This is a genomic window from Methylophilus flavus, assembly GCF_042678905.1.
Classification (GTDB): Bacteria; Pseudomonadota; Gammaproteobacteria; order Burkholderiales; family Methylophilaceae; genus Methylophilus; species Methylophilus flavus.
In genome coordinates this window covers 1-18,178 of sequence record NZ_JBHTLN010000002.1, presented here as the reverse complement: position 1 = coordinate 18,178, position 18,178 = coordinate 1, and the positions used below count along the sequence as shown (strand labels likewise).

Below are 18,178 nucleotides of genomic sequence, written 5' to 3'. Positions count from 1 at the left end.
TCGAATAAAAAATTTATTCTACGTTTCGCGATATGCGGTGACTTCTATCAGTACGCTATTTGTCTGAAACATCAAACAAACGCACTCACAGAAGCCACCCCGTTAGTGAAGTTTAAATCCCGGTCTTTCATGCAAATTTCAGGATTTTTAAAACAAAAAAGCCGAGGCAATCACCATGCCGTCGGCTTTTATTTCGTTATAAGTGAGTTGTAACTTTCGTCACTTTAAACCAAATTATTTACGCAGGTTCAGACGCTCGATCAATGTCTGGTAGCGGCTGACATCTTTACCCTTCAGGTAATCCAGCAAGCTACGACGTTGGCTTACCAGCGCTAGCAGACCACGACGTGAGTGGTTGTCTTTTTTGTTGGATTTGAAGTGTTCTGTCAGGTAAGTGATGCGGTTGGTCAATAAGGCAACCTGCACTTCTGGACTGGCAGTATCGTTAGGACTGCGTTGGAAATCTTTGATAATTTTTGCGGATTGTTCTGCGGTAACAGCCATCTTTATCTTCCTAATTAGCGTCAATATCGTTGCAGCCAGACAACCTATTTGCCTTACCGCGTCGATAATCAATTTACTCGAACCGAGCATTATAGTGACAAAGCCCTGCCTTGCAAAGGATTTTATTCAAGTAAGTTTCTGTTTTTGCTAATTTTTTGGCTATTTTGTGCGTAAAGGCAATTATGCGAAGTCTTTATAAAACCCGACGTCCTCAGGCACAGCACCACGGATACTACAGATGGCCGCAGCAAATCTGGCAGCATCGGCCAACATGGTTTGCCTGGGCATATCTGCCAGCAGACCGCGAATGACAATCGAAGTATAAGCATCCCCGGCGCCTACGCTATCGACAAACGGTGCCTGCAAGGCCACAGGCGCTTCACGGAAGCTACTGCCATGTTCATCCAGCCAGAAACTGCCCTGCTCGCCGCAGGTGACAAACATTTCGCGCAAATTGAATGCTTGCAGCAACTGCCTTGCTTGCGCGTTTAAATCCGCCTCGGCGGGCAGGCCTAGCAGCTTGTTTACCTCCGGCAATTCTTCATGATTGATTTTGAGGATATCCGCCGCGTTCAAAGCCAACTTTAAACTGGTTTTGTCATACCACGGCGCGCGCAGATTGATATCGCAAAACACAGTGGCACCATGGCAAAGCTTTAACCATTGCTCGGCAATGCCTTGCATGGGCGCATGCCTGAGGGCGAGGGTGCCGAAATACACCAGATCGGGCGGATATTGCCCGGTCAATGTTTCTACCGGCAGCCAATCCAGCGCATCATAGGCTTGCCCATCCAGGATTTCGAAACGATGCCCATGCTGTTCGAAATGCACCTTGACCTGCCCGGTCGGCAGCTCTGCCTTCTGTTGCACGCCTCTGGTGGACAAGCCAGCCTCGTGCATTTCATCCAGGATACGTTGCCCCAAAACATCTTTACCAACAGCGCTTAACAAATGCACATCCAGCCCAAACGCGTGACAGTGCCGTGCAACGTTATAAGGTGCGCCACCGATAATGGTTTGCTCGGGAAAAACATCCCCCAGGACTTCGCCTAAAATCATGACTGAATTTGACATTCGTTTATCCTTATTTTTATTAAATCACCGACGATCGCAAGTAAACTTTGCGCAAAAGCTCTGCCAGAGAGCCACTGTTCAAGACCTGGCATTTTATCAGCATGCATCACAGGGCTTGCGGGTTTGACCACGGTCACAAACCACTGTTGCAATTGAGCAGCCATGGCCCTTGCCATAGGTCGCAGGCAGGTTACTGGCAACAAATGATTGGTCAACGTTAAAGCTAAAATGTTCAGATGTTTAATTACAGGCAGGGCGCAATCTTTGAGGAATGGCGCTCTGCAACACAATTTTCCCCGTGCAGTTAATTTTTTTATCTTTTGTGTGCATTCCCGAATATCTTTGCTATAATGCGCCTCTTGCAATTCGGGGCGACCTGAATTGTTGTTGGCCAGATAGCTCAGTCGGTAGAGCAGAGGATTGAAAATCCTCGTGTCGGCAGTTCGATTCTGCCTCTGGCCACCACTTCTTCCATGCCTTCCGGCATATTATTCCTGGGTTTGTTGATGTCATTAAAACACTTAACACCGGATGAATTACACCCCTTATTGAATGACCCTTCGGTATTGCTGATTGATATCCGCAATGATCACGAGCTGGTCTCCGGCATATTGCCTGGCGCTTTGCATGTGCCTTTGGGCAACCTAGCCACCGCGTTTAATCAACTGCCGCAGGATAAAAAACTGGTGTTTTATTGCCGCAGTGGCGTACGCTCTGTTTCTGCAGGTGAATTCGCGCTTGCACAAGGCTGCGCTGATGTCTCCCACCTCGCGGGTGGCATATTGGCATGGGCTGGCGCCGGTTTGCCGATTGAACCAGCGTAGTTAAATATTCATTCCAGGATATTCAAATGGTAAGCGATAAAGAAGTGGATGCACGTAACTTGAACTGCCCTTTGCCTATTTTGCGCTGTAAAAAGGCTTTGAATGACTTAGGCCCGGCACAAGTGCTGAAGATCATGGCGACTGACCCTGGCTCAAAAAAAGATTTCGATGCGTTTTGCCGCCAGACGGGTCATACCTTACTTGAGTTACAAGAGAGCGATGGCATTTTCACTTTCTGGATCAAAAAGCGCACTGCATAACTGCTCTCATAATCAATAAATTGAATGAATAAAAAAGCCCGCATATTACGGGCTTTTTTATTCAAGAGTTAGCGATTACTTCGCGTTTTCCAGGCTACCCATGGCTTTCGGATAGGTCACTACACCCCAAGGCATATTTTTAACAGCGATCTGCTTGGTGACTTCAAGCTTTTCTGCATCGATCACCAGCACTGCGTCGGATTTACCGCAGGCTAACAGAATGTCCTTATTATTTGGCGTAAAGCTGAAATGCCAGCAACGGTTACCGGTAGGCACTTCTTTGATTTTCTCAAAAGTGTTGGCATCAAACACTTGCAGCAACTTCGCTTTGTTGGTCGCAACAAAAATGCGCTCGCCTTTGGCATCATAGGCTATCCCGTATGGCGTTTCGGCAGTGTCTACTGTACGCACCACGTTAAACTCTTTATCCAGCACCAGGAATTTATTACCGAACTCCAGCGTTGCCAGGTAAGTATTGCCATCTGGTGAAACCTTGATGCCGCGAGGGCGATCACCATGACTATGCGTCTGCACGGTTTTAATCAATTCGCCGGTTTCAATGTTATGTACGGTGACAGTATTGTCAGCCTCGTTGGTGATGACCAGCTGCTTGCCATCGGCTGAAAATTCAATCCCTTCAGTTTCCGGCCCGCCAGTGATTTCGCGTACTTTTTCACCTTTGGTTAAATCCACCACAGCGATTTTTGCCGGGATTTTTTCTTCGTCATCATCGTCATCGTCTTCTTCACCCGCTTTTGGCGGAGGCCCGCCTTTAGCGCTAGGTTCTGAAGACACGAAAGCATAGTTGCCACTTACGCGTACAAACTCAGGATTCTTGCCAACATTGATCTGCTGCAACACTTCACCGGTCGCAGTATCAATCACTGAGATGCTTTCGTTATCTTTAGTAGCGACAATCAGTTTCTTGCCGTCGTCAGTCACCGCCAAACCGCGCGGACCTTCAGCTTTGACGTTCAACTGTTTGGACACTTGCATGGTCACCAGGTCAATCACATCCACACCGGCATCTTGTGTGGATACATAAGCTACCGGGCCAGCACTCAGATTATCAGAGGCCGGCGCTGCAGCTTCAGCAGCAGGCTCTTCCGCTTTGTTACAGGCAGCCACAGTGGCGACCAGTGCCAGCAACAGCAAACTGGTGCGCGCGCGACGCGCTAAGGGTGAATTCAACATGCAATCTATCTCCTGATTATTATTTAAGTTTAATGACACCAGCAATATTCATTCTCAGCGACCAAGGCAATGCATACGCCAATTGCAATCTATCTACAGCAAAAAGTGGTTGATATAAACCACCACATTGGCTGATAAAGACCAAAAAGATTTAGCCCAGGAATAACTGATAAGCTGGATTGTTACTTTCATCCCAGTAGGGATAACCAAGCTGTTTAAGAAATTGCTCGAAAGCAGCTTTGTCTTCCTGTGGCACCTGCATGCCTACCAGCACACGGCCAAAGTCGGCGCCATGGTTGCGGTAATGAAACAAACTGATGTTCCAGTTGTGACCCATAGATTCAAGAAAGTTCATCAATGCGCCGGGTTTTTCGGGAAACTCAAACCGGTAAACAACTTCGTTGCGCGCCTGCGGCGCATGTCCGCCCACCAGGTGACGCAAATGCAATTTGGCCATTTCATTGCCAGTCAGGTCCAAAGCTTTCAGGCCTGCAGCATCAAGCGCGCGGGTAATCTCAGCCGGCTCATTCGGATTTTGCACCGACACACCCACAAAAATATGCGCATTTTTTGCGTCGGAATAACGGTAATTGAACTCAGTAATGTTGCGATTGCCCAGTAAGCGGCAGAAGGTTTTAAAAGCACCAGGTGTTTCGGGAATCGTCACGGCAAACACCGCTTCGCGGTGTTCACCCAACTCGGCCCGCTCGGCAATAAACCGCAGGCGGTCAAAGTTCATATTGGCGCCAGAAGCAACGGCTACCAGGTTTTTGCCTTGTAGTTGATGCCGTTCAGCATAGGCTTTCAACCCGGCCACGGCCAGTGCGCCAGCTGGCTCCAAAATACTGCGCGTGTCTTCAAACACGTCTTTGATCGCGGCACAGATCTCATCGTTATCGACCACGATCATCTCATCGACATATTGCTGCACCAGTGCAAAGGTATGCTCTCCAACCTGCTTCACAGCGGCACCATCGGCAAACAAGCCCACTTGCTCCAGCATGATGCGCTGGCCAGTTTTGAGCGATTCGGTCATAGCTTCGGCATCTTGCGCTTCCACCCCAATCACTTTGATTTCAGGCCGCAATGCTTTGACATAGGCGGCAATACCCGCCAGCAAACCGCCACCACCCACGCAACAGAAAATTGCCTCGATAGGTTCAGGATGGTCCTGCAAAACCTCCATGGCAATCGTGCCTTGCCCGGCAATCACATCCGGGTCATCGTATGGGTGTACAAAGGTAAGGCCTTCGCTTTTTTCAACTTCCAGCGCATGCGCATACGCGTCAGAATAGCTATCGCCGAACAACACCACTTCGGCTCCACGCGCCCGTACCGCATTGATCTTGATTGCCGGCGTCGTGGTCGGCATGACAATCACGGCACGACAGCCCAGTTTTTGCGCGCTCAGGGCGACGCCTTGCGCATGGTTACCGGCACTGGCACAAATCACGCCGCGAGCGAGCGACTCCTGCGGCAGATTGGCCATTTTATTATAGGCGCCGCGCAACTTGAATGAGAATACCGGCTGCATATCCTCACGCTTGAGCAAGACCTGATTACGCAGCCTCACGGACAGGTTGGGCATGATATCCAGCGGCGTGTGGCGGGCCACGGCGTAGACTTGGGAGTGTTCGATTTTTTCGCGGTAGTCGGTGGTCATCAAGTGCTTTAAGGTTTTAAAACCGCAAGGTTGCAGTGTATGATAGGGAATTGTTTGTATTATAAAGAATTAATCAAGGATTGAAGCAGATGGCATTGGATAAAGCACAACAAGACGCACTTAAACTGGAAGTAGCAAAAGCAGCGATTACCTATGTAAAAGATGGCATTATCGGTGTGGGTACAGGTTCAACCGCCAACTTTTTTATTGATGAATTAGCCAAAGTTAAACACAAAATCGAAGGTGCTGTCGCCAGCTCGGAAGCGACTGCCAAACGTTTGCGCGACCATGGCATTGAAGTATTTGATTTAAACAGTGTCGACAGCCTGGATATTTATGTTGATGGCGCGGATGAAATTACCGAGCATTTGCACATGCTTAAAGGTGGTGGCGGTGCGCTGACGCGTGAAAAAATCGTCGCAGCCGTGGCTAAATCCTTTATCTGTATCTGCGACGAAAGCAAATTCGTTCCAGTGCTGGGCAAATTTCCGTTGCCGGTTGAAGTGCTGCCCATGGCGCGTAGCCAGGTAGCGCGTGAATTGGTCAAACTCGGCGGTCAGCCAAAGTTGCGTGACTTCACAACCGATAATGGCAACATCATTCTTGATGTTCATGGGCTGACGATCAGCGACCCAATCGAACTGGAAACCAAAATCAACCAGATTGTCGGTGTAGTCACTAACGGCTTGTTTGCGTCACGTCCAGCCAATGTCTTGCTGCTTGCAACGCCAAATGGTGTTAAAACCCTGACCAAATAATTGAAAACATTACGCTAAAAACTATCATATAGTTGTCACATTGTACTGGTAACCTAGCGGGCACAATAATTAGGAAATGACGTCATGCAATTTGAACACACCTCAAAACAATATGATGTTGAACTGGAATCGGTACGCGCCAAGGTTCTGGAAATGGGGGGGCTGGTTGAACAGCAAATTGTAAACGCGCTGGAATCATTGACTACGGCTGATGTGAATCTGGCTAAAGATGTGATGGCGCGTGACGCACGCGTCAATGCGCTGGAAGTACAAGTCGATGAAGACTGTAGCCATATCATTGCCCGCCGCCAGCCTGCGGCACGTGACTTGCGCATGATTATGATGATGGTGAAAACCATTACTGACCTGGAACGCATCGGCGACGAAGCGACCAAAATTGCCCGTACTGCGCAGCGTATCTATGAGCAGGACCGCATGTACAAACCTCGTTTCAACGAGATTAAATCCATGGTCGGCCTGGTGCGTGAAATGCTGCGTACTTCACTGGATTCATTCGCGCGCCTGGATGTGAGCCAGACTGTTGAAGTCGCCAAGCAGGACGAGCAGGTGGATGAGCAGTTCCGTGCAGCCATGCGCCAGCTGATCACTTTTATGCTGGAAGATCCACGTACTATTTCCATGTCACTTGAAGTGCTGTTTGTGGCAAAAGCGATTGAGCGTATTGGTGACCATGCCAAAAATATCTCTGAATATGTGGTGTATATGGTGAAAGGTAAAGATATCCGCCATACCAGCCTGGAAGACATCAAACGCGAAACCATGTCTTGATCATTAAAAACAAAAAGCACTCCTTAGAGTGCTTTTTTTATGCCCGGCTAGTTAAGCACTGGGTGGAACATAACCAGTGGCCACATCTGCACCATCCCCAAAGAAATACTTTTCAGTTTGCTCAGACAGATACTTCCTGGCGCTGGCATCTGCCAGGCTCAGGCGGTTCTCGTTCACCAGCATGGTTTGCTGCTTCAGCCAACCTGCCCATGCTTCCTTGGACACATGCAGATAAATCTTTTTACCCAGTTCGCCAGGATACGGAGGGAAATCCAGTCCGTCCAACTCCTTGCCCAGTTTCACGCACTGCACCAATCTTGCCATGTTCATCCTCATTACACTGCTAAAAGCGTTATCATAGCGCATGTTAAAATGTGATGTAGATTTTTAGAGACTATCCATGCAAAACAAACCCTCACCCACTCACGAAGAAAGTCCGTTCAAAGGCAAAACCGGCATCCGCCGCCTGGTCAATGCTTTCGGCTATTCCATGGATGGTTTCAAAGCCGCCTACCAGCATGAAGACGCTTTCAGGCAGGAAGTGTGGCTCTCGCTGGTGTTGATTCCACTGGCGTTTTACCTTGAAGCAGAAGCCTTGCACCGTATCCTGATGGTAGGCAGCGTGCTGTTAGTCATGATCGTAGAATTACTGAACTCAGCCGTGGAGGCTGTGGTAGACCGCGTATCGATTGAGCGTCACGCACTGGCTAAACGCGCTAAGGATATTGGTAGTGCAGCAGTACTGCTGGCCCTTATCAACCTGGCTGTTGTGTGGGGACTGATCCTGCTCGGTTAAGCTGAGGATCTGGCAAATAAAAAAGGTTGGCGATTGCCAACCTTTTTTATTACATCATATTGATTCAATCACTCTGGATTCTAGAAGTCAGCCCTGGCGCCAACCAGTATAGACCGCGAACCAGCCGGAGAAATATCCTTGAGGAAAGAAGCATGCTCACGGATCTCGTCATTGAGCAGGTTATTGGCTTTGGCAAACAGCTCAACGTGATATTTCACAGGCAGTTTGTAAGCCAGCAACGCGCTCAGATTAGTATAGCCATCGGTTTTCAATTCATTTTCAGCCACATCGTTTTGTTTGAAGGCATGCAACACATCCACGCGGGCATTCCAGCTACCTAACCGGTAATCCAGCCCGCCGCCTAAACGTAATGGAGAAATACGCGGCAGATACTCGTTATTCCGCGTATCTTTGGCATGTACATAGTCACCGCGCATCTTAAGTGTCCACTCGTCGTTCAGCGCAAACTTGCCTTCCAGCTCCAGCCCTTTAAACAAAGCCGGCACCGCAGTAAAGTTGGCAATCTCCTGGCCAGTTCCTGGATCGGTTGTACCTGAATTTAACAAGCCAATAAAGTTCTGGAAGCGTGTCGCATAAGCCCCCAGCGTAATACTGTGACCGTTGGCTTTCCACTTTAATTGTGCATCAATGCCGTTGGAAACCTCTTTATCCAGATTGACATTACCGACTTCAAATTGCCCGGTCGCCACGTGCTCGCCATTGGCATACAGCTCAAAATAGCTAGGTGCACGTTCGTTATGTGACAGGTTGGCAGTTGCACTCCATGCGTCATCAATCGTATACAGACCACCTAAGGCAAAGCTGTTAGGGTTAAAGCGGTTGTTAAACGCCTGCGTAAATTTGTCATCCGCAGTCGAATTGACTGAGGTTTCACCAAAGCGTCCGCCAAAAGTGATTTTATGTTTGTCGATAGGTAACTCTTCATAGACATAGAGCGCCTGTGTCTGCGTGACTACATTAGGCACAAATGCTTCTTCACCCAACGCCTGGAAACGCGTATTCTGGAACTGGTAGCCGACCACGCCGTTGACGCCAGCCCATGGCACATGGGTAGCTTCCAGGCTGCCTTCCATACCGCGGTTCTTGAAGGTGGTGCCTACTAGTCCGTCTTCCAGCTCGACGTGTTGATAATCTGTATGCGCTACACGTAACTTCAATTTCTGCAGCGGGCCACGCAATTCCCTGACTTCGCCGGCCATCTCCCAGCGTTCTTGCTCCATATCAATACGTACATCGTCTTCTGCCACTACGCCATAATTATTATTCAAGCTGGAGTAGGAAACCCCCAGATAGCCGGTGTCAAATGTCCATGCCGCTCCTAAAGCACCACCATTTGCCAGCGCACTGCTGTTATTCAACTTACCTTTGCCTTTGCTATCGCGAGGCTCTCCATCGGCCAGGCTTTTGCGCTTGGACACAGCATAACCAGGGATATCCAGGTTACTGGTTTCGCGCGAATAAAAGTCGGCATGGATCGCAAATGTACCATTGCCGACATCCACCACCGCAGCGCCATTACGGGCATTATCCGGCCCGCCAAAACGCGCTTCGCCACGTCCGGTCATGTCGTTTAAAGATTCTTTGGGGATACGGTGATCAATGGCATTCACAACTCCGCCCACTGCGCTGCCGCCATAGAGCAATGCCGCCGGTCCGCGCACAACATCGATTTGCTCAATGACCAACGGATCAATGGCAACGGCATGGTCGAAGCTAAGTGACCCTGCATCGAGGATGCCGACACCGTTTTGCATGATACGCACACGCTCACCATCAAGCCCTCGAATAATCGGGCGCGACGCATTCGGGCCAAATTGGGTGGCGGTGACACCGGGTATACCATTCAACGTTTCGCCCAGCGTGCCCTGGCGACGCAAACTCAATTCACGTCCGCCGAGCACTGCGACTGGCACTACCATGTCATCAGAGCTAACGCCTAATGGATTGCCGGTAACAGGCACATTATCAATATCCAGCGTATGGCTGTGCTCTTCGGCATGCAGGGCTGTGATTGGCAAAGCCAAAGCTGTCGTTAACGCCAGCCAGACAGGGTTTAATGTTAACTGGGCAGCACGCGAAGTATGCTTTACTGTGTTTATCATGATTCTTTCTCAACAATTATCCGTCCGCAGACAAGTGCTGACACCACATTCATGTGGCAGCAAGCTCTGCAAACAATGATTCAAACGCGCAGGTGCGCGGTAACAGGGATGTTAACGTTGAGTAAGAACGGGAGGGGCGCGTGCAGCATAGACCCGGTTAGAGGACTGCACAACAGCGTGGTAGGTAATGGTGTAGTCAGGTTTATCACTTGCGACAACCGGGAAGACAAAAGCCGGTGTCGGTAAAGCACCTGCCATTAAAGACAGGCTTAAACAAAGTGTACAAGGCTCACTGCCAGTATGTTTTGAATCAGGTTGTGACTGACTGGCAAGATCGTTTAAGTGGCTGATTTCATGCGCAGCCATACTGATTTGCGTGACCGCAAACAGCATGGAAAGGAGCACATAAATATAAAACCGCTTTAACATGTTGAATATATTAACATATCTCGCACAGCAAGATATGCAATTTTGTTGCAAAAATATGACTACTGTACTATCAGCACCTGCAATATGGATTCAACCGCATGCGCATTATTTGCTGGTACATAACCGCCTTCCATCACCCAAACCGTTTTGCCTTGCGCGTACTGGTTAGCCAGATTGGTCAGTTTGCGTGCAATGGCGGCATAACCGGCATCCGAATAATTCAAGCCACCAAGTAAATCGCCCTGATGCGTATCCAGTCCCGCCGACACTAAAATCAACTCGGGTTGAAAGCGTTGCATGGCAGGCACAAGTTGCCTGTCAATGGCTGCCAGCAGGATAGCTTCGTCACTGCCGGCTGGTACATCTACATTCATAGTGTAGCCTTTGCCACGCCCACTCCCGACTTCTGCTGGTCTGCCAGACCGTGGATAAAGTGGATGCTGGTGCGCGCTAAAGTAAAACACAGTGTCGTCCTGCTCAAAAATATCCTGGGTGCCGTTGCCGTGATGCACGTCGATATCCACAATCAATATCTTTTGCACTCCATATTGTTTTTGCGCATAGCGTGCTGCCACCGCGACATGATTGTAAATACAGAAACCCATGCCGCGATCAGCCGTGGCATGATGCCCGGGCGGCCTGACCAATGCAAATGCGCTTTTAGTCTTGCTCTGCATCACTGCATCAACACCCGCCATGGCTGCACCACTTGCCAGCCTGGCTACTTCTAGTGAATCTTTCGAAATCACCGTGTCGCCGGTACTCAACGTGAGATAAGGCTTGCTGGTGGTCAGCTGTTGCTGCTCGGCTTCTAGCAAATCAAGATAGCTGGCCTGATGCACAGCGAGCAAATTTTCACGCTTGGCCGCAAAAAATGCAGGCCAATGGAGATTGGCATTAAGGGTTTGGTGCTGTTTGAGGTGTTGGACAATATATGCAAGCCGGTCGGGAGCCTCCGGGTGGCCTGTACCGGTGTCATGTTGCAAAAAGCGATCGCTGTAGAGGATAGTGACCGGTGAAGCCTGGGCTTCGAGCGGCAGGATAGATAGTAAAAAGAAACCCAGAAAATAACTGCGTAGCCAGAAATGCATTTCACCCTCCTCAACCACCGCTGTACAAGGATGCGCTCAAGAGCAGGCAAGCATCCCGCAACACTACAAATTAACCACGCGCTTGGGTGCGACCCGTCCATTTGCAAGCTGCACACCTAGCCCAAGGAACAAACCTGCTTCACTATATACCCTCAAATCACCGTCAGGAATCAGCCCCGGCAACCAGACCGGATTGCCCTGCTTGAAATAGTACGCGGCATCTGTAGACAGTTCTAACTTAGGCAGGGCGGTAATGGCAGTATCTACCGGCAACAGCAGCGCATCCCGCGCTTCCATGGTCATTGCCTCCAAACCCTCTAGTGTCACAGTATGTACGATCTGGTAGGTGGCTGTGGCAGTCCTGCGCAAGTTTATCAGGTGGGCACCGACACTAAGCGCTTTACCGATATCTTCGGCCAGGGTGCGGATATAAGTACCTTTGCTACAAGTCACTTCGATACGTGCGATATTATCCTGGCAATCCAGCAATTGCATTGCGTAGATAGTCACCTGGCGTGGCTTACGTTCCAGCTCTATACCTTCCCTGGCATAAGCATAGAGAGGCTTGCCATCCACCTTGAGGGCAGAATACATGGGAGGAATCTGGGTAATTTCACCTGTCAATGCAGGCAATACCGCTTTAATCGCTGGTGCCTGTACATCGCAGGTGACCTCCTGCAAAATCTCGCCTTCTTTGTCACCTGTCGTGGTCGTGATGCCAAACTTGACGGTGGCTACGTAAGTTTTATTTTCGTCAGTCAGGTGTTGCGCAAATTTGGTGGCTTCGCCCAGACAGATAGGCAGTACGCCAGTGGCCAGCGGATCCAGCGTGCCGGTATGTCCGGCTTTTTGGGCCTGGTACAGCCATTTGACTTTTTGCAGTGCCTGGTTGGATGAATAACCATGCGGTTTATCCAGCAGTAACACGCCGTGAACGGCGCGTTTGATGCGTTTTGTTTGCATAGAAAGTTATTCTTGCGAAGGGGTGTCAGGTGTCGCTGGTTCAGGCACCGGTGGTTCGGAGACGGCCTGATTAATCAGCTTATCCATGTGCATGCCGCGGTCTATCGATTCGTCATAGACAAAATGGAGTTGCGGCATGGTCCGCAACATCATGCGTTTGCCTAGTTGCGAGCGCAAGAAACCGGCAGCTTTTTCAAGGCCTTCCTGCAGGCCTTTACTGCTTTTGGATGCAGTGTAGAACACTTTTGCGTGTGCCATGTCACCGGCAACCTCAACATCAGTCAAGGTCACCATTTGCACACGCGGGTCTTTCACCTCAAACATCAGCAAATCAGCCAGTTCGCGGCGTATTTGCTCAGAGACACGGTCGTTACGAGAAAATGCTTTAGCCATATATCCTCCTGACTTTAAAAGCCTAAATGAGGCTAGGCGTCACACAAAAAATGGAGCGCTGCATATCTTGAATATGTAAGCGAACATTTTTTGGGTGGCAACAAAGCATCATGACGGGTTTTAAAGTCAAAGCGTACGAGCCACTTCAACGACTTCGTAGATTTCTAACGTATCGCCAACTTCAATCTCGTTGTAGTTCTTGAGTGACAGGCCACATTCAAGGTTGTTTTTGACTTCCTTGACATCGTCTTTAAAGCGTTTCAACGAATCAAGCTCACCGGTATGAATAATCACATTGTTACGTAACAGGCGGACTTTAGCATTCCGTTTAACCACGCCATCCTGTACATAACAACCAGCCACAGAGCCCACTTTGGAAATGCGGTACACTTCGCGGATTTCCACGGTACCAATCATTTGCTCTTTTTGCTCTGGTGCCAGCATGCCACCCAAAGCGGCTTTGATTTCGTCTACTGCTTCATAAATAATATTGTAGTAACGTAAATCCACACCCAGGTTTTCGACCAGTTTGCGTGCGCCAGTATCGGCACGCACGTTAAAGCCAATCAACACGGCTTTGGACGCAGCTGCCAGGTTGACATCAGACTCACTGATCGCACCGACAGCGGTATGGATAATATTGACGCGCACTTCGCTGGTAGACAGTTTCTGCAAGCTGGTCGTCAAGGCTTCGAAAGAACCCTGAACATCTGATTTAACAATCAGGTTCAGTGTTTGCACTGCGCCTTCACCCATATTTTCAAAAATATTTTCCAGCTTGGCTGCATGCTGTTTAGCCAGTTTCACATCACGGAACTTTCCTTGACGGAACAGGGCAATTTCACGTGCCTTGCGCTCGTCATTCAGGACAATGGTTTCTTCACCGGCACTTGGCACGTCAGACAAACCGAGCACTTCTACCGGAATAGAAGGACCTGCTTCTTTGATATCATTGCCGTTCTCATCCAGCATGGCGCGTACACGGCCATAAGCAGTGCCTGCCAGCAACATATCGCCACGGCGCAAGATGCCGGATTGCACCAATACAGTAGTGACCGGACCACGGCCTTTATCCAGGCGACCTTCAATCACCAGGCCTGTGGCCGGCGTATTTTGTGGTGCCATCAGTTCAAGCACTTCAGCCTGTAACAATACCGCTTCCAATAACTCGTCAATGCCTTTACCTGTTTTAGCAGACACTTCGCGGAACATGGCTTCACCACCATATTCTTCCGGCACCACTTCATGGGTAATCAGTTCGCTCTTCACACGCTCAGGCTGCGCCTCTGGTTTATCGATCTTGTTGATCGCCACCACGATAGGCACATTACCCGCTTTAGCATGGTGGATCGCTTCGATCGTTTGCGGCATGACACCATCATCGGCAGACACAACCAGAATCACAATATCCGTGGCCTTGGCGCCACGGGCACGCATGGCAGTAAACGCCTCGTGACCCGGGGTATCCAGGAAAGTCACCATGCCACGTGGCGTTTCCACATGATAGGCGCCGATATGCTGGGTAATGCCACCCGCTTCACCGGAAGCCACACGGCTACGGCGGATATAATCCAGCAAGGAGGTTTTACCATGGTCAACGTGACCCATAACTGTGACGACAGGCGGGCGTGCTTGCAACACGGCTTCCGTCATATCGGTTTCTTCGAGGAAACTCTCAGGATCGTTGGCAGCAGCGGCTAGGGCTTTATGTCCCATTTCTTCTACCAGAATAATCGCAGTGTCTTGATCCAGCACTTGGTTGATGGTGACCATCATGCCCATTTTCATCAGGGCTTTGATCACTTCAGCAGCTTTCACGGACATTTTGTGTGCCAGGTCAGCCACTGAAATGGTTTCAGGGATCATGACCTCTTTGATCACTGGCTCAGTTGGTGCATTAAATGCGTGCTGATCATCTTTGTTTGACTTGTGATGCTTGCCTTTAGGGGTGCGCCATCCCTGAGAGGTGCCGCCAGCTGCATCACCACGGGTTTTGATACCGCGTTTTTTGTTTTCGTTATCGTTCCAGTCACGATTACCAGGCTTGCTCTTTTTATCTTTGCTTTCCGCCGGTTTGTCAGCAACTTTGTTCGCTGGCTTATGCAGGGTACCTTCAGATAATTTCGTAGGCGCTGGCTTGTTCTTGGCTGCTTCAGCATCGGCCTGACGTTTCGCTTCTTCTTCAGCGCGACGCAATGTCAGTGCCTGCTTGCGTTGTACATCTTCTGCCTGGAGTGATAATAATTTAGCATGACGCGCCGCTTCGTTTTCACGCAAAGCGATTTCTTGCACAGACAATACTGCGCCTTTGGCTTTGGCGACAGGTGCAGCGGGTACCTCTGCTTCAGGCGCAGGTTCTGCCACTTCAGCAATGGGCTCCACCACTGGCTCAGGCTCAGCTTCAACCACAGGCGCTTCGATGACCGGCGCCTCAACTTCAGGCTGAACTTCGGCTATTGTTTCTTCGAATTCTTCAGGCAGTGCAGTGCTCACCTCTTCAATGGCAGCGGCTTCAACGGGAGACTCGTAACCACCTTCTTCAGGGCGCTCCAATACACGTTTTTTGCGCACTTCAACCTGAATGGTGCGTGCCTTGCCTGAACTATCCGTTTTTTTGATCTCGGTGTTCTGCTTGCGCATCAGGGTGATTTTGCCTTTTGGGGCATTGGCGGCGCCATGCTCTTTACGCAAGTAATCCAGCAGTGCAGCCTTGTCACCTTCTTCCAAAAAATCATCCACAGACGTTTTATTGACGCCTGCGCCTTTCAGTTGCTCGATGAGCAGGGTCGTTGGAAGACCCAGCTCTGCGGCAAATTGTGCGACGGTTGAAAGTGCCATGTACTGCTCCAGTTCAATTACTTTATATTCTAATTTAAGGTGTACGCATGATTCTTGCCTGGCGGGTTACAAGAAACCGCAAATTACTTAAACTCAGGTAACAAACCCAGACTATTTAAAACCTGGGCTGCTTTAGCGCCAGGTTATTTAAACCAGGGCGCGCGCGCGGTCATAATCAATGCCTTGGCACGCTCATCATCTATTCCAGTCAGCTCAACCAGCTCATCCACTGCCAGTTCAGCCAGGTCTTCGCTTGAATGGATGTTATTCGCTGAAAGCTTGTGTGCTGTATCCGCATCCATGCCTTCAAGCGTCATCAAATCATGCGTGTCTTCTTCCACTTTCTCTTCTTTGGCTATCGCCTCGGTCAGTAAAGCAGCGCGTGCGCGTGAACGTAACTCATTCACTGTGTCTTCATCAAAGGCTTCAATCTCAGCCATCTCCGAAATCGGCACATAGGCAATTTCTTCCAGCGTACTAAAGCCTTCTTGCACCAGGATATCGGCCACTTCTTCATCCACGTCCAGCTTCTCAATAAACAGCTGGCTGATTTTTGCGTATTCGTCCTGATTTTTCTGTGCGGCGGCTTCTTCAGTCAGGATATTCAGACTCCAGCCAGTCAGCTCAGAAGCCAGGCGCACATTTTGCCCATTACGGCCAATCGCCACGGCTAATTGCTCCTCGCTCACCACTACATCCATGCTATGTGCATCTTCATCGACAACGATAGAGCTCACTTCAGCCGGGGCCAGTGCGTTAATCACAAACTGCGCCGGGTCCATGCTCCACAACACGATATCAACACGCTCGCCACCCAATTCGGAAGTCACTGCCTGTACACGTGAACCACGCATACCGACACAGGTACCTACCGGGTCCAGGCGCTGGTCATTGGTTTTCACTGCGATCTTGGAACGCAAACCAGGATCACGCGCTGCAGAGCGAATCTCCAGCAAACCTTCTTCAATTTCAGGCACTTCCAGCTCAAACAAACGTTTGAGGAAATCAGGTGCAATACGCGACAAAATCAACTGTGGGCCACGGCCACCACGGTCTACGCGTGACAAGTAGGCACGTACACGGTCACCCACACGCAGGTTTTCTTTCTGAATCATCGCTTCACGTGGTAACAGGCACTCAATACGGCCCACCTCGATAATCGCGTTGCCCTTTTCCATACGCTTGATCACACCAGTGACCAGGCTTTCGCCACGACCCAAAAAGTCCTGGATCATTTGTTCACGTTCAGCTTCACGTACTTTTTGCAGAATCACTTGTTTGGCAGCTTGTGCGCCAATACGGCCAAAAGAGATAGACTCTAATGGTTCTTCGGCATAATCGCCAATCTGGCGGCCTTCCGCACGTGCGTCTTCTTCATCAAATTGATAGGTGGAGCTTTCGAGCAAGTCGTACTCGACATATTGCCAGCGTCTGAAAGTGCTGTAATCACCACTTTCGCGGTCAATTTCCACACGAATGTCGGCACCTTCTTCATGGTTCTTTTTAGTTGCTGAAGCCAATGCCAGCTCCAATGCCGTAAAAATCACTTCTTTACTGACATTCTTTTCATGTGCCAGAGCATCAACCAACAACAATATTTCACGACTCATCGCAATCTCCAACGCACCGTACGAATTAACTAAACGAATTAATCAAAAACCGGGCTCAAACGAGCCTTGTCTATATTATCCAGCGATAAACTGTAATTCCAGCCATCACACTCAATCTTTACCTTGCCCTCTTCAACGCCTTGCAGAATACCTAAAAAGGTTTTTCTTGGCAGCGTCGTTGGTGTGGATTTAGGGCCGTCATCCTTAATCCCGATTCGCAACTTGATCTGCACTCGTTCACCTGCAAAGCGGACAAAATCACTTTCTTTGCGCAATACACGATCCAGGCCAGCAGACGACACTTCCAGCCTGTCATAATCGATATCCAGTTCGACGGTTAACACATTACCCAACTGGTTGCTTACCAGCACGCAGTCATCAATGTTCACACTGTCTTTAATATCCGTAGGCGCCAGCTTATCGATAAACACGCGTAGCAATTTACCGCGGTTGGATATTTCAAAATCAACCAACTCATATCCCAATTGGGTAACTGTCTTTTCAACAACCGAATGCAAATCCTGCATGGCGACCCTTATTTCCCAAACATATCGACCAGAAACGAAAAATGGGCGCAAAGCCCATCAATCCACAGCATTATACCAAAATTCCTTTTAAATTTAAAGCCATAACTTGCAGCCCCACCTGTGGCCCGCCTTGCATTTTTGCGATAAATAAAGGTCATCTGATTCTGATTAGCCCACTTGGGTCAATGACATGCTTGTTTTGGATGCTTATGATGCTTGTAGACGAGGGAGAAGACGCAACAACAGCCGTACAACGCAGACCAATACTGACCCAGCGGCGTGAATCATTGGTAGCAAGCAGTTCCCCAATACAGATTTCATGGCAGTCTATTAAATGTTTTA

Annotated in this window: 19 protein-coding genes and 1 tRNA gene; 6 read left to right on the top strand and 14 right to left on the bottom strand. The window is 49.5% G+C overall.

Annotated elements, in window-relative coordinates; all coding sequences use genetic code 11:
• Nucleotides 1-234: 234 nt before the first annotated feature.
• From rpsO to ACFQ2T_RS10050, 3 genes are all read right to left on the bottom strand, one after another.
• The gene (gene rpsO / locus ACFQ2T_RS10060; protein WP_379034001.1) at nucleotides 235-504 is read right to left on the bottom strand and encodes a 30S ribosomal protein S15; all 270 of its coding nucleotides are present in this window, start codon (nucleotides 502-504) and stop codon (nucleotides 235-237) included.
• Nucleotides 505-684: 180 nt separating this feature from the next.
• A complete protein-coding gene (locus tag ACFQ2T_RS10055) occupies nucleotides 685-1,578 on the bottom strand; it encodes a PfkB family carbohydrate kinase (RefSeq protein WP_379033999.1) in 894 nt (297 codons plus the stop codon).
• The gene (locus tag ACFQ2T_RS10050; protein ID WP_379033997.1) at nucleotides 1,560-1,742 is read right to left on the bottom strand and encodes a hypothetical protein; all 183 of its coding nucleotides are present in this window, start codon (nucleotides 1,740-1,742) and stop codon (nucleotides 1,560-1,562) included. Before ACFQ2T_RS10050 ends, ACFQ2T_RS10055 begins: the two co-directional genes overlap by 19 nt.
• Before the next feature lie 225 nt (nucleotides 1,743-1,967).
• Between ACFQ2T_RS10050 and ACFQ2T_RS10045 the strand changes: the two genes are divergently transcribed.
• The 3 genes from ACFQ2T_RS10045 to ACFQ2T_RS10035 all read left to right on the top strand — a co-directional run bounded on the left by ACFQ2T_RS10045 (nucleotide 1,968) and on the right by ACFQ2T_RS10035 (nucleotide 2,662).
• A tRNA-Phe gene (locus ACFQ2T_RS10045) sits at nucleotides 1,968-2,043 on the top strand.
• A gap of 41 nt (nucleotides 2,044-2,084) precedes the next feature.
• A complete protein-coding gene (locus ACFQ2T_RS10040) occupies nucleotides 2,085-2,402 on the top strand; it encodes a rhodanese-like domain-containing protein (RefSeq protein ID WP_379033995.1) in 318 nt (105 codons plus the stop codon).
• A 26-nt stretch (nucleotides 2,403-2,428) separates the two neighbouring features.
• Nucleotides 2,429-2,662 carry a sulfurtransferase TusA family protein gene (locus ACFQ2T_RS10035; RefSeq protein WP_379033994.1) on the top strand — a complete coding sequence of 78 codons (234 nt, stop codon included), beginning with the start codon at nucleotides 2,429-2,431 and terminating at the stop codon, nucleotides 2,660-2,662.
• Between the two features lie 75 nt (nucleotides 2,663-2,737).
• On the opposite strand, the gene ACFQ2T_RS10030 is transcribed toward ACFQ2T_RS10035, so the two are convergent.
• The gene (locus ACFQ2T_RS10030; protein ID WP_379033992.1) at nucleotides 2,738-3,856 is read right to left on the bottom strand and encodes a YVTN family beta-propeller repeat protein; all 1,119 of its coding nucleotides are present in this window, start codon (nucleotides 3,854-3,856) and stop codon (nucleotides 2,738-2,740) included.
• 151 nt (nucleotides 3,857-4,007) lie between these two features.
• Nucleotides 4,008-5,519, bottom strand: coding sequence for a threonine ammonia-lyase, biosynthetic (gene ilvA / locus ACFQ2T_RS10025; protein WP_379033990.1), 1,512 nt, complete (start codon nucleotides 5,517-5,519; stop codon nucleotides 4,008-4,010).
• An 89-nt stretch (nucleotides 5,520-5,608) separates the two neighbouring features.
• Here ilvA and rpiA point away from each other — a divergent pair, with 89 nt between their 5' ends.
• Nucleotides 5,609-6,277: a ribose-5-phosphate isomerase RpiA gene (gene rpiA / locus ACFQ2T_RS10020; protein WP_379033988.1), complete on the top strand. Its 669-nt coding sequence runs from the start codon at nucleotides 5,609-5,611 to the stop codon at nucleotides 6,275-6,277.
• 84 nt (nucleotides 6,278-6,361) lie between these two features.
• Nucleotides 6,362-7,066, top strand: coding sequence for a phosphate signaling complex protein PhoU (gene phoU / locus ACFQ2T_RS10015; RefSeq protein WP_055829012.1), 705 nt, complete (start codon nucleotides 6,362-6,364; stop codon nucleotides 7,064-7,066).
• A gap of 51 nt (nucleotides 7,067-7,117) precedes the next feature.
• On the opposite strand, the gene ACFQ2T_RS10010 is transcribed toward phoU, so the two are convergent.
• Nucleotides 7,118-7,390, bottom strand: coding sequence for an oxidative damage protection protein (locus ACFQ2T_RS10010; protein WP_379033986.1), 273 nt, complete (start codon nucleotides 7,388-7,390; stop codon nucleotides 7,118-7,120).
• Nucleotides 7,391-7,466: 76 nt separating this feature from the next.
• Here ACFQ2T_RS10010 and ACFQ2T_RS10005 point away from each other — a divergent pair, with 76 nt between their 5' ends.
• Nucleotides 7,467-7,862, top strand: coding sequence for a diacylglycerol kinase (locus ACFQ2T_RS10005; protein WP_379033984.1), 396 nt, complete (start codon nucleotides 7,467-7,469; stop codon nucleotides 7,860-7,862).
• An 80-nt stretch (nucleotides 7,863-7,942) separates the two neighbouring features.
• On the opposite strand, the gene ACFQ2T_RS10000 is transcribed toward ACFQ2T_RS10005, so the two are convergent.
• The 8 genes from ACFQ2T_RS10000 to rimP form a co-directional block, all read right to left on the bottom strand.
• On the bottom strand, nucleotides 7,943-9,985 hold the full coding sequence (locus tag ACFQ2T_RS10000) for a TonB-dependent receptor (protein ID WP_379033982.1): 2,043 nt from the start codon (nucleotides 9,983-9,985) through the stop codon (nucleotides 7,943-7,945).
• Between the two features lie 111 nt (nucleotides 9,986-10,096).
• Nucleotides 10,097-10,414, bottom strand: coding sequence for a hypothetical protein (locus ACFQ2T_RS09995; protein WP_379033980.1), 318 nt, complete (start codon nucleotides 10,412-10,414; stop codon nucleotides 10,097-10,099).
• Nucleotides 10,415-10,473: 59 nt separating this feature from the next.
• Nucleotides 10,474-11,505, bottom strand: coding sequence for a histone deacetylase family protein (locus ACFQ2T_RS09990; protein WP_379033978.1), 1,032 nt, complete (start codon nucleotides 11,503-11,505; stop codon nucleotides 10,474-10,476).
• 63 nt (nucleotides 11,506-11,568) lie between these two features.
• Complete coding sequence (gene truB / locus ACFQ2T_RS09985) at nucleotides 11,569-12,468, bottom strand: tRNA pseudouridine(55) synthase TruB (RefSeq protein WP_379033977.1); 900 nt, start codon at nucleotides 12,466-12,468, stop codon at nucleotides 11,569-11,571.
• Nucleotides 12,469-12,474: 6 nt separating this feature from the next.
• A complete protein-coding gene (gene rbfA, locus ACFQ2T_RS09980; RefSeq protein WP_379033975.1) occupies nucleotides 12,475-12,861 on the bottom strand; it encodes a 30S ribosome-binding factor RbfA in 387 nt (128 codons plus the stop codon).
• Nucleotides 12,862-12,987: 126 nt separating this feature from the next.
• The gene (gene infB, locus ACFQ2T_RS09975) at nucleotides 12,988-15,699 is read right to left on the bottom strand and encodes a translation initiation factor IF-2 (RefSeq protein ID WP_379033973.1); all 2,712 of its coding nucleotides are present in this window, start codon (nucleotides 15,697-15,699) and stop codon (nucleotides 12,988-12,990) included.
• Between the two features lie 143 nt (nucleotides 15,700-15,842).
• The gene (gene nusA / locus ACFQ2T_RS09970) at nucleotides 15,843-17,309 is read right to left on the bottom strand and encodes a transcription termination factor NusA (RefSeq protein ID WP_379033971.1); all 1,467 of its coding nucleotides are present in this window, start codon (nucleotides 17,307-17,309) and stop codon (nucleotides 15,843-15,845) included.
• Nucleotides 17,310-17,347: 38 nt separating this feature from the next.
• Nucleotides 17,348-17,836 (bottom strand): ribosome maturation factor RimP, encoded by a 489-nt coding sequence (gene rimP / locus ACFQ2T_RS09965; RefSeq protein WP_379033969.1) that lies wholly within the window; start codon nucleotides 17,834-17,836, stop codon nucleotides 17,348-17,350.
• Between the last annotated feature and the right edge of the window lie 342 nt (nucleotides 17,837-18,178).

Bases quoted from the DNA above. Each gene is read 5' to 3' on its own strand.
- ACFQ2T_RS10055 (WP_379033999.1), bottom strand. From the start codon at position 1,578: ATGTCAAATTCAGTCATGATTTTAGGCGAAGTCCTGGGGGATGTTTTT.
- rimP (WP_379033969.1), bottom strand. From the start codon at position 17,836: ATGCAGGATTTGCATTCGGTTGTTGAAAAGACAGTTACCCAATTGGGA.
- ACFQ2T_RS09990 (WP_379033978.1), bottom strand. From the start codon at position 11,505: ATGCATTTCTGGCTACGCAGTTATTTTCTGGGTTTCTTTTTACTATCT.
- rpsO (WP_379034001.1), bottom strand. From the start codon at position 504: ATGGCTGTTACCGCAGAACAATCCGCAAAAATTATCAAAGATTTCCAA.
- infB (WP_379033973.1), bottom strand. From the start codon at position 15,699: ATGGCACTTTCAACCGTCGCACAATTTGCCGCAGAGCTGGGTCTTCCA.
- phoU (WP_055829012.1), top strand. From the start codon at position 6,362: ATGCAATTTGAACACACCTCAAAACAATATGATGTTGAACTGGAATCG.
- ACFQ2T_RS10050 (WP_379033997.1), bottom strand. From the start codon at position 1,742: ATGGCTGCTCAATTGCAACAGTGGTTTGTGACCGTGGTCAAACCCGCA.
- ilvA (WP_379033990.1), bottom strand. From the start codon at position 5,519: ATGACCACCGACTACCGCGAAAAAATCGAACACTCCCAAGTCTACGCC.
- truB (WP_379033977.1), bottom strand. From the start codon at position 12,468: ATGCAAACAAAACGCATCAAACGCGCCGTTCACGGCGTGTTACTGCTG.
- rbfA (WP_379033975.1), bottom strand. From the start codon at position 12,861: ATGGCTAAAGCATTTTCTCGTAACGACCGTGTCTCTGAGCAAATACGC.
- ACFQ2T_RS10010 (WP_379033986.1), bottom strand. From the start codon at position 7,390: ATGGCAAGATTGGTGCAGTGCGTGAAACTGGGCAAGGAGTTGGACGGA.
- ACFQ2T_RS10035 (WP_379033994.1), top strand. From the start codon at position 2,429: ATGGTAAGCGATAAAGAAGTGGATGCACGTAACTTGAACTGCCCTTTG.
- ACFQ2T_RS09995 (WP_379033980.1), bottom strand. From the start codon at position 10,414: ATGTTAAAGCGGTTTTATATTTATGTGCTCCTTTCCATGCTGTTTGCG.
- ACFQ2T_RS10005 (WP_379033984.1), top strand. From the start codon at position 7,467: ATGCAAAACAAACCCTCACCCACTCACGAAGAAAGTCCGTTCAAAGGC.
- ACFQ2T_RS10040 (WP_379033995.1), top strand. From the start codon at position 2,085: ATGTCATTAAAACACTTAACACCGGATGAATTACACCCCTTATTGAAT.
- rpiA (WP_379033988.1), top strand. From the start codon at position 5,609: ATGGCATTGGATAAAGCACAACAAGACGCACTTAAACTGGAAGTAGCA.
- ACFQ2T_RS10030 (WP_379033992.1), bottom strand. From the start codon at position 3,856: ATGTTGAATTCACCCTTAGCGCGTCGCGCGCGCACCAGTTTGCTGTTG.
- ACFQ2T_RS10000 (WP_379033982.1), bottom strand. From the start codon at position 9,985: ATGATAAACACAGTAAAGCATACTTCGCGTGCTGCCCAGTTAACATTA.
- nusA (WP_379033971.1), bottom strand. From the start codon at position 17,309: ATGAGTCGTGAAATATTGTTGTTGGTTGATGCTCTGGCACATGAAAAG.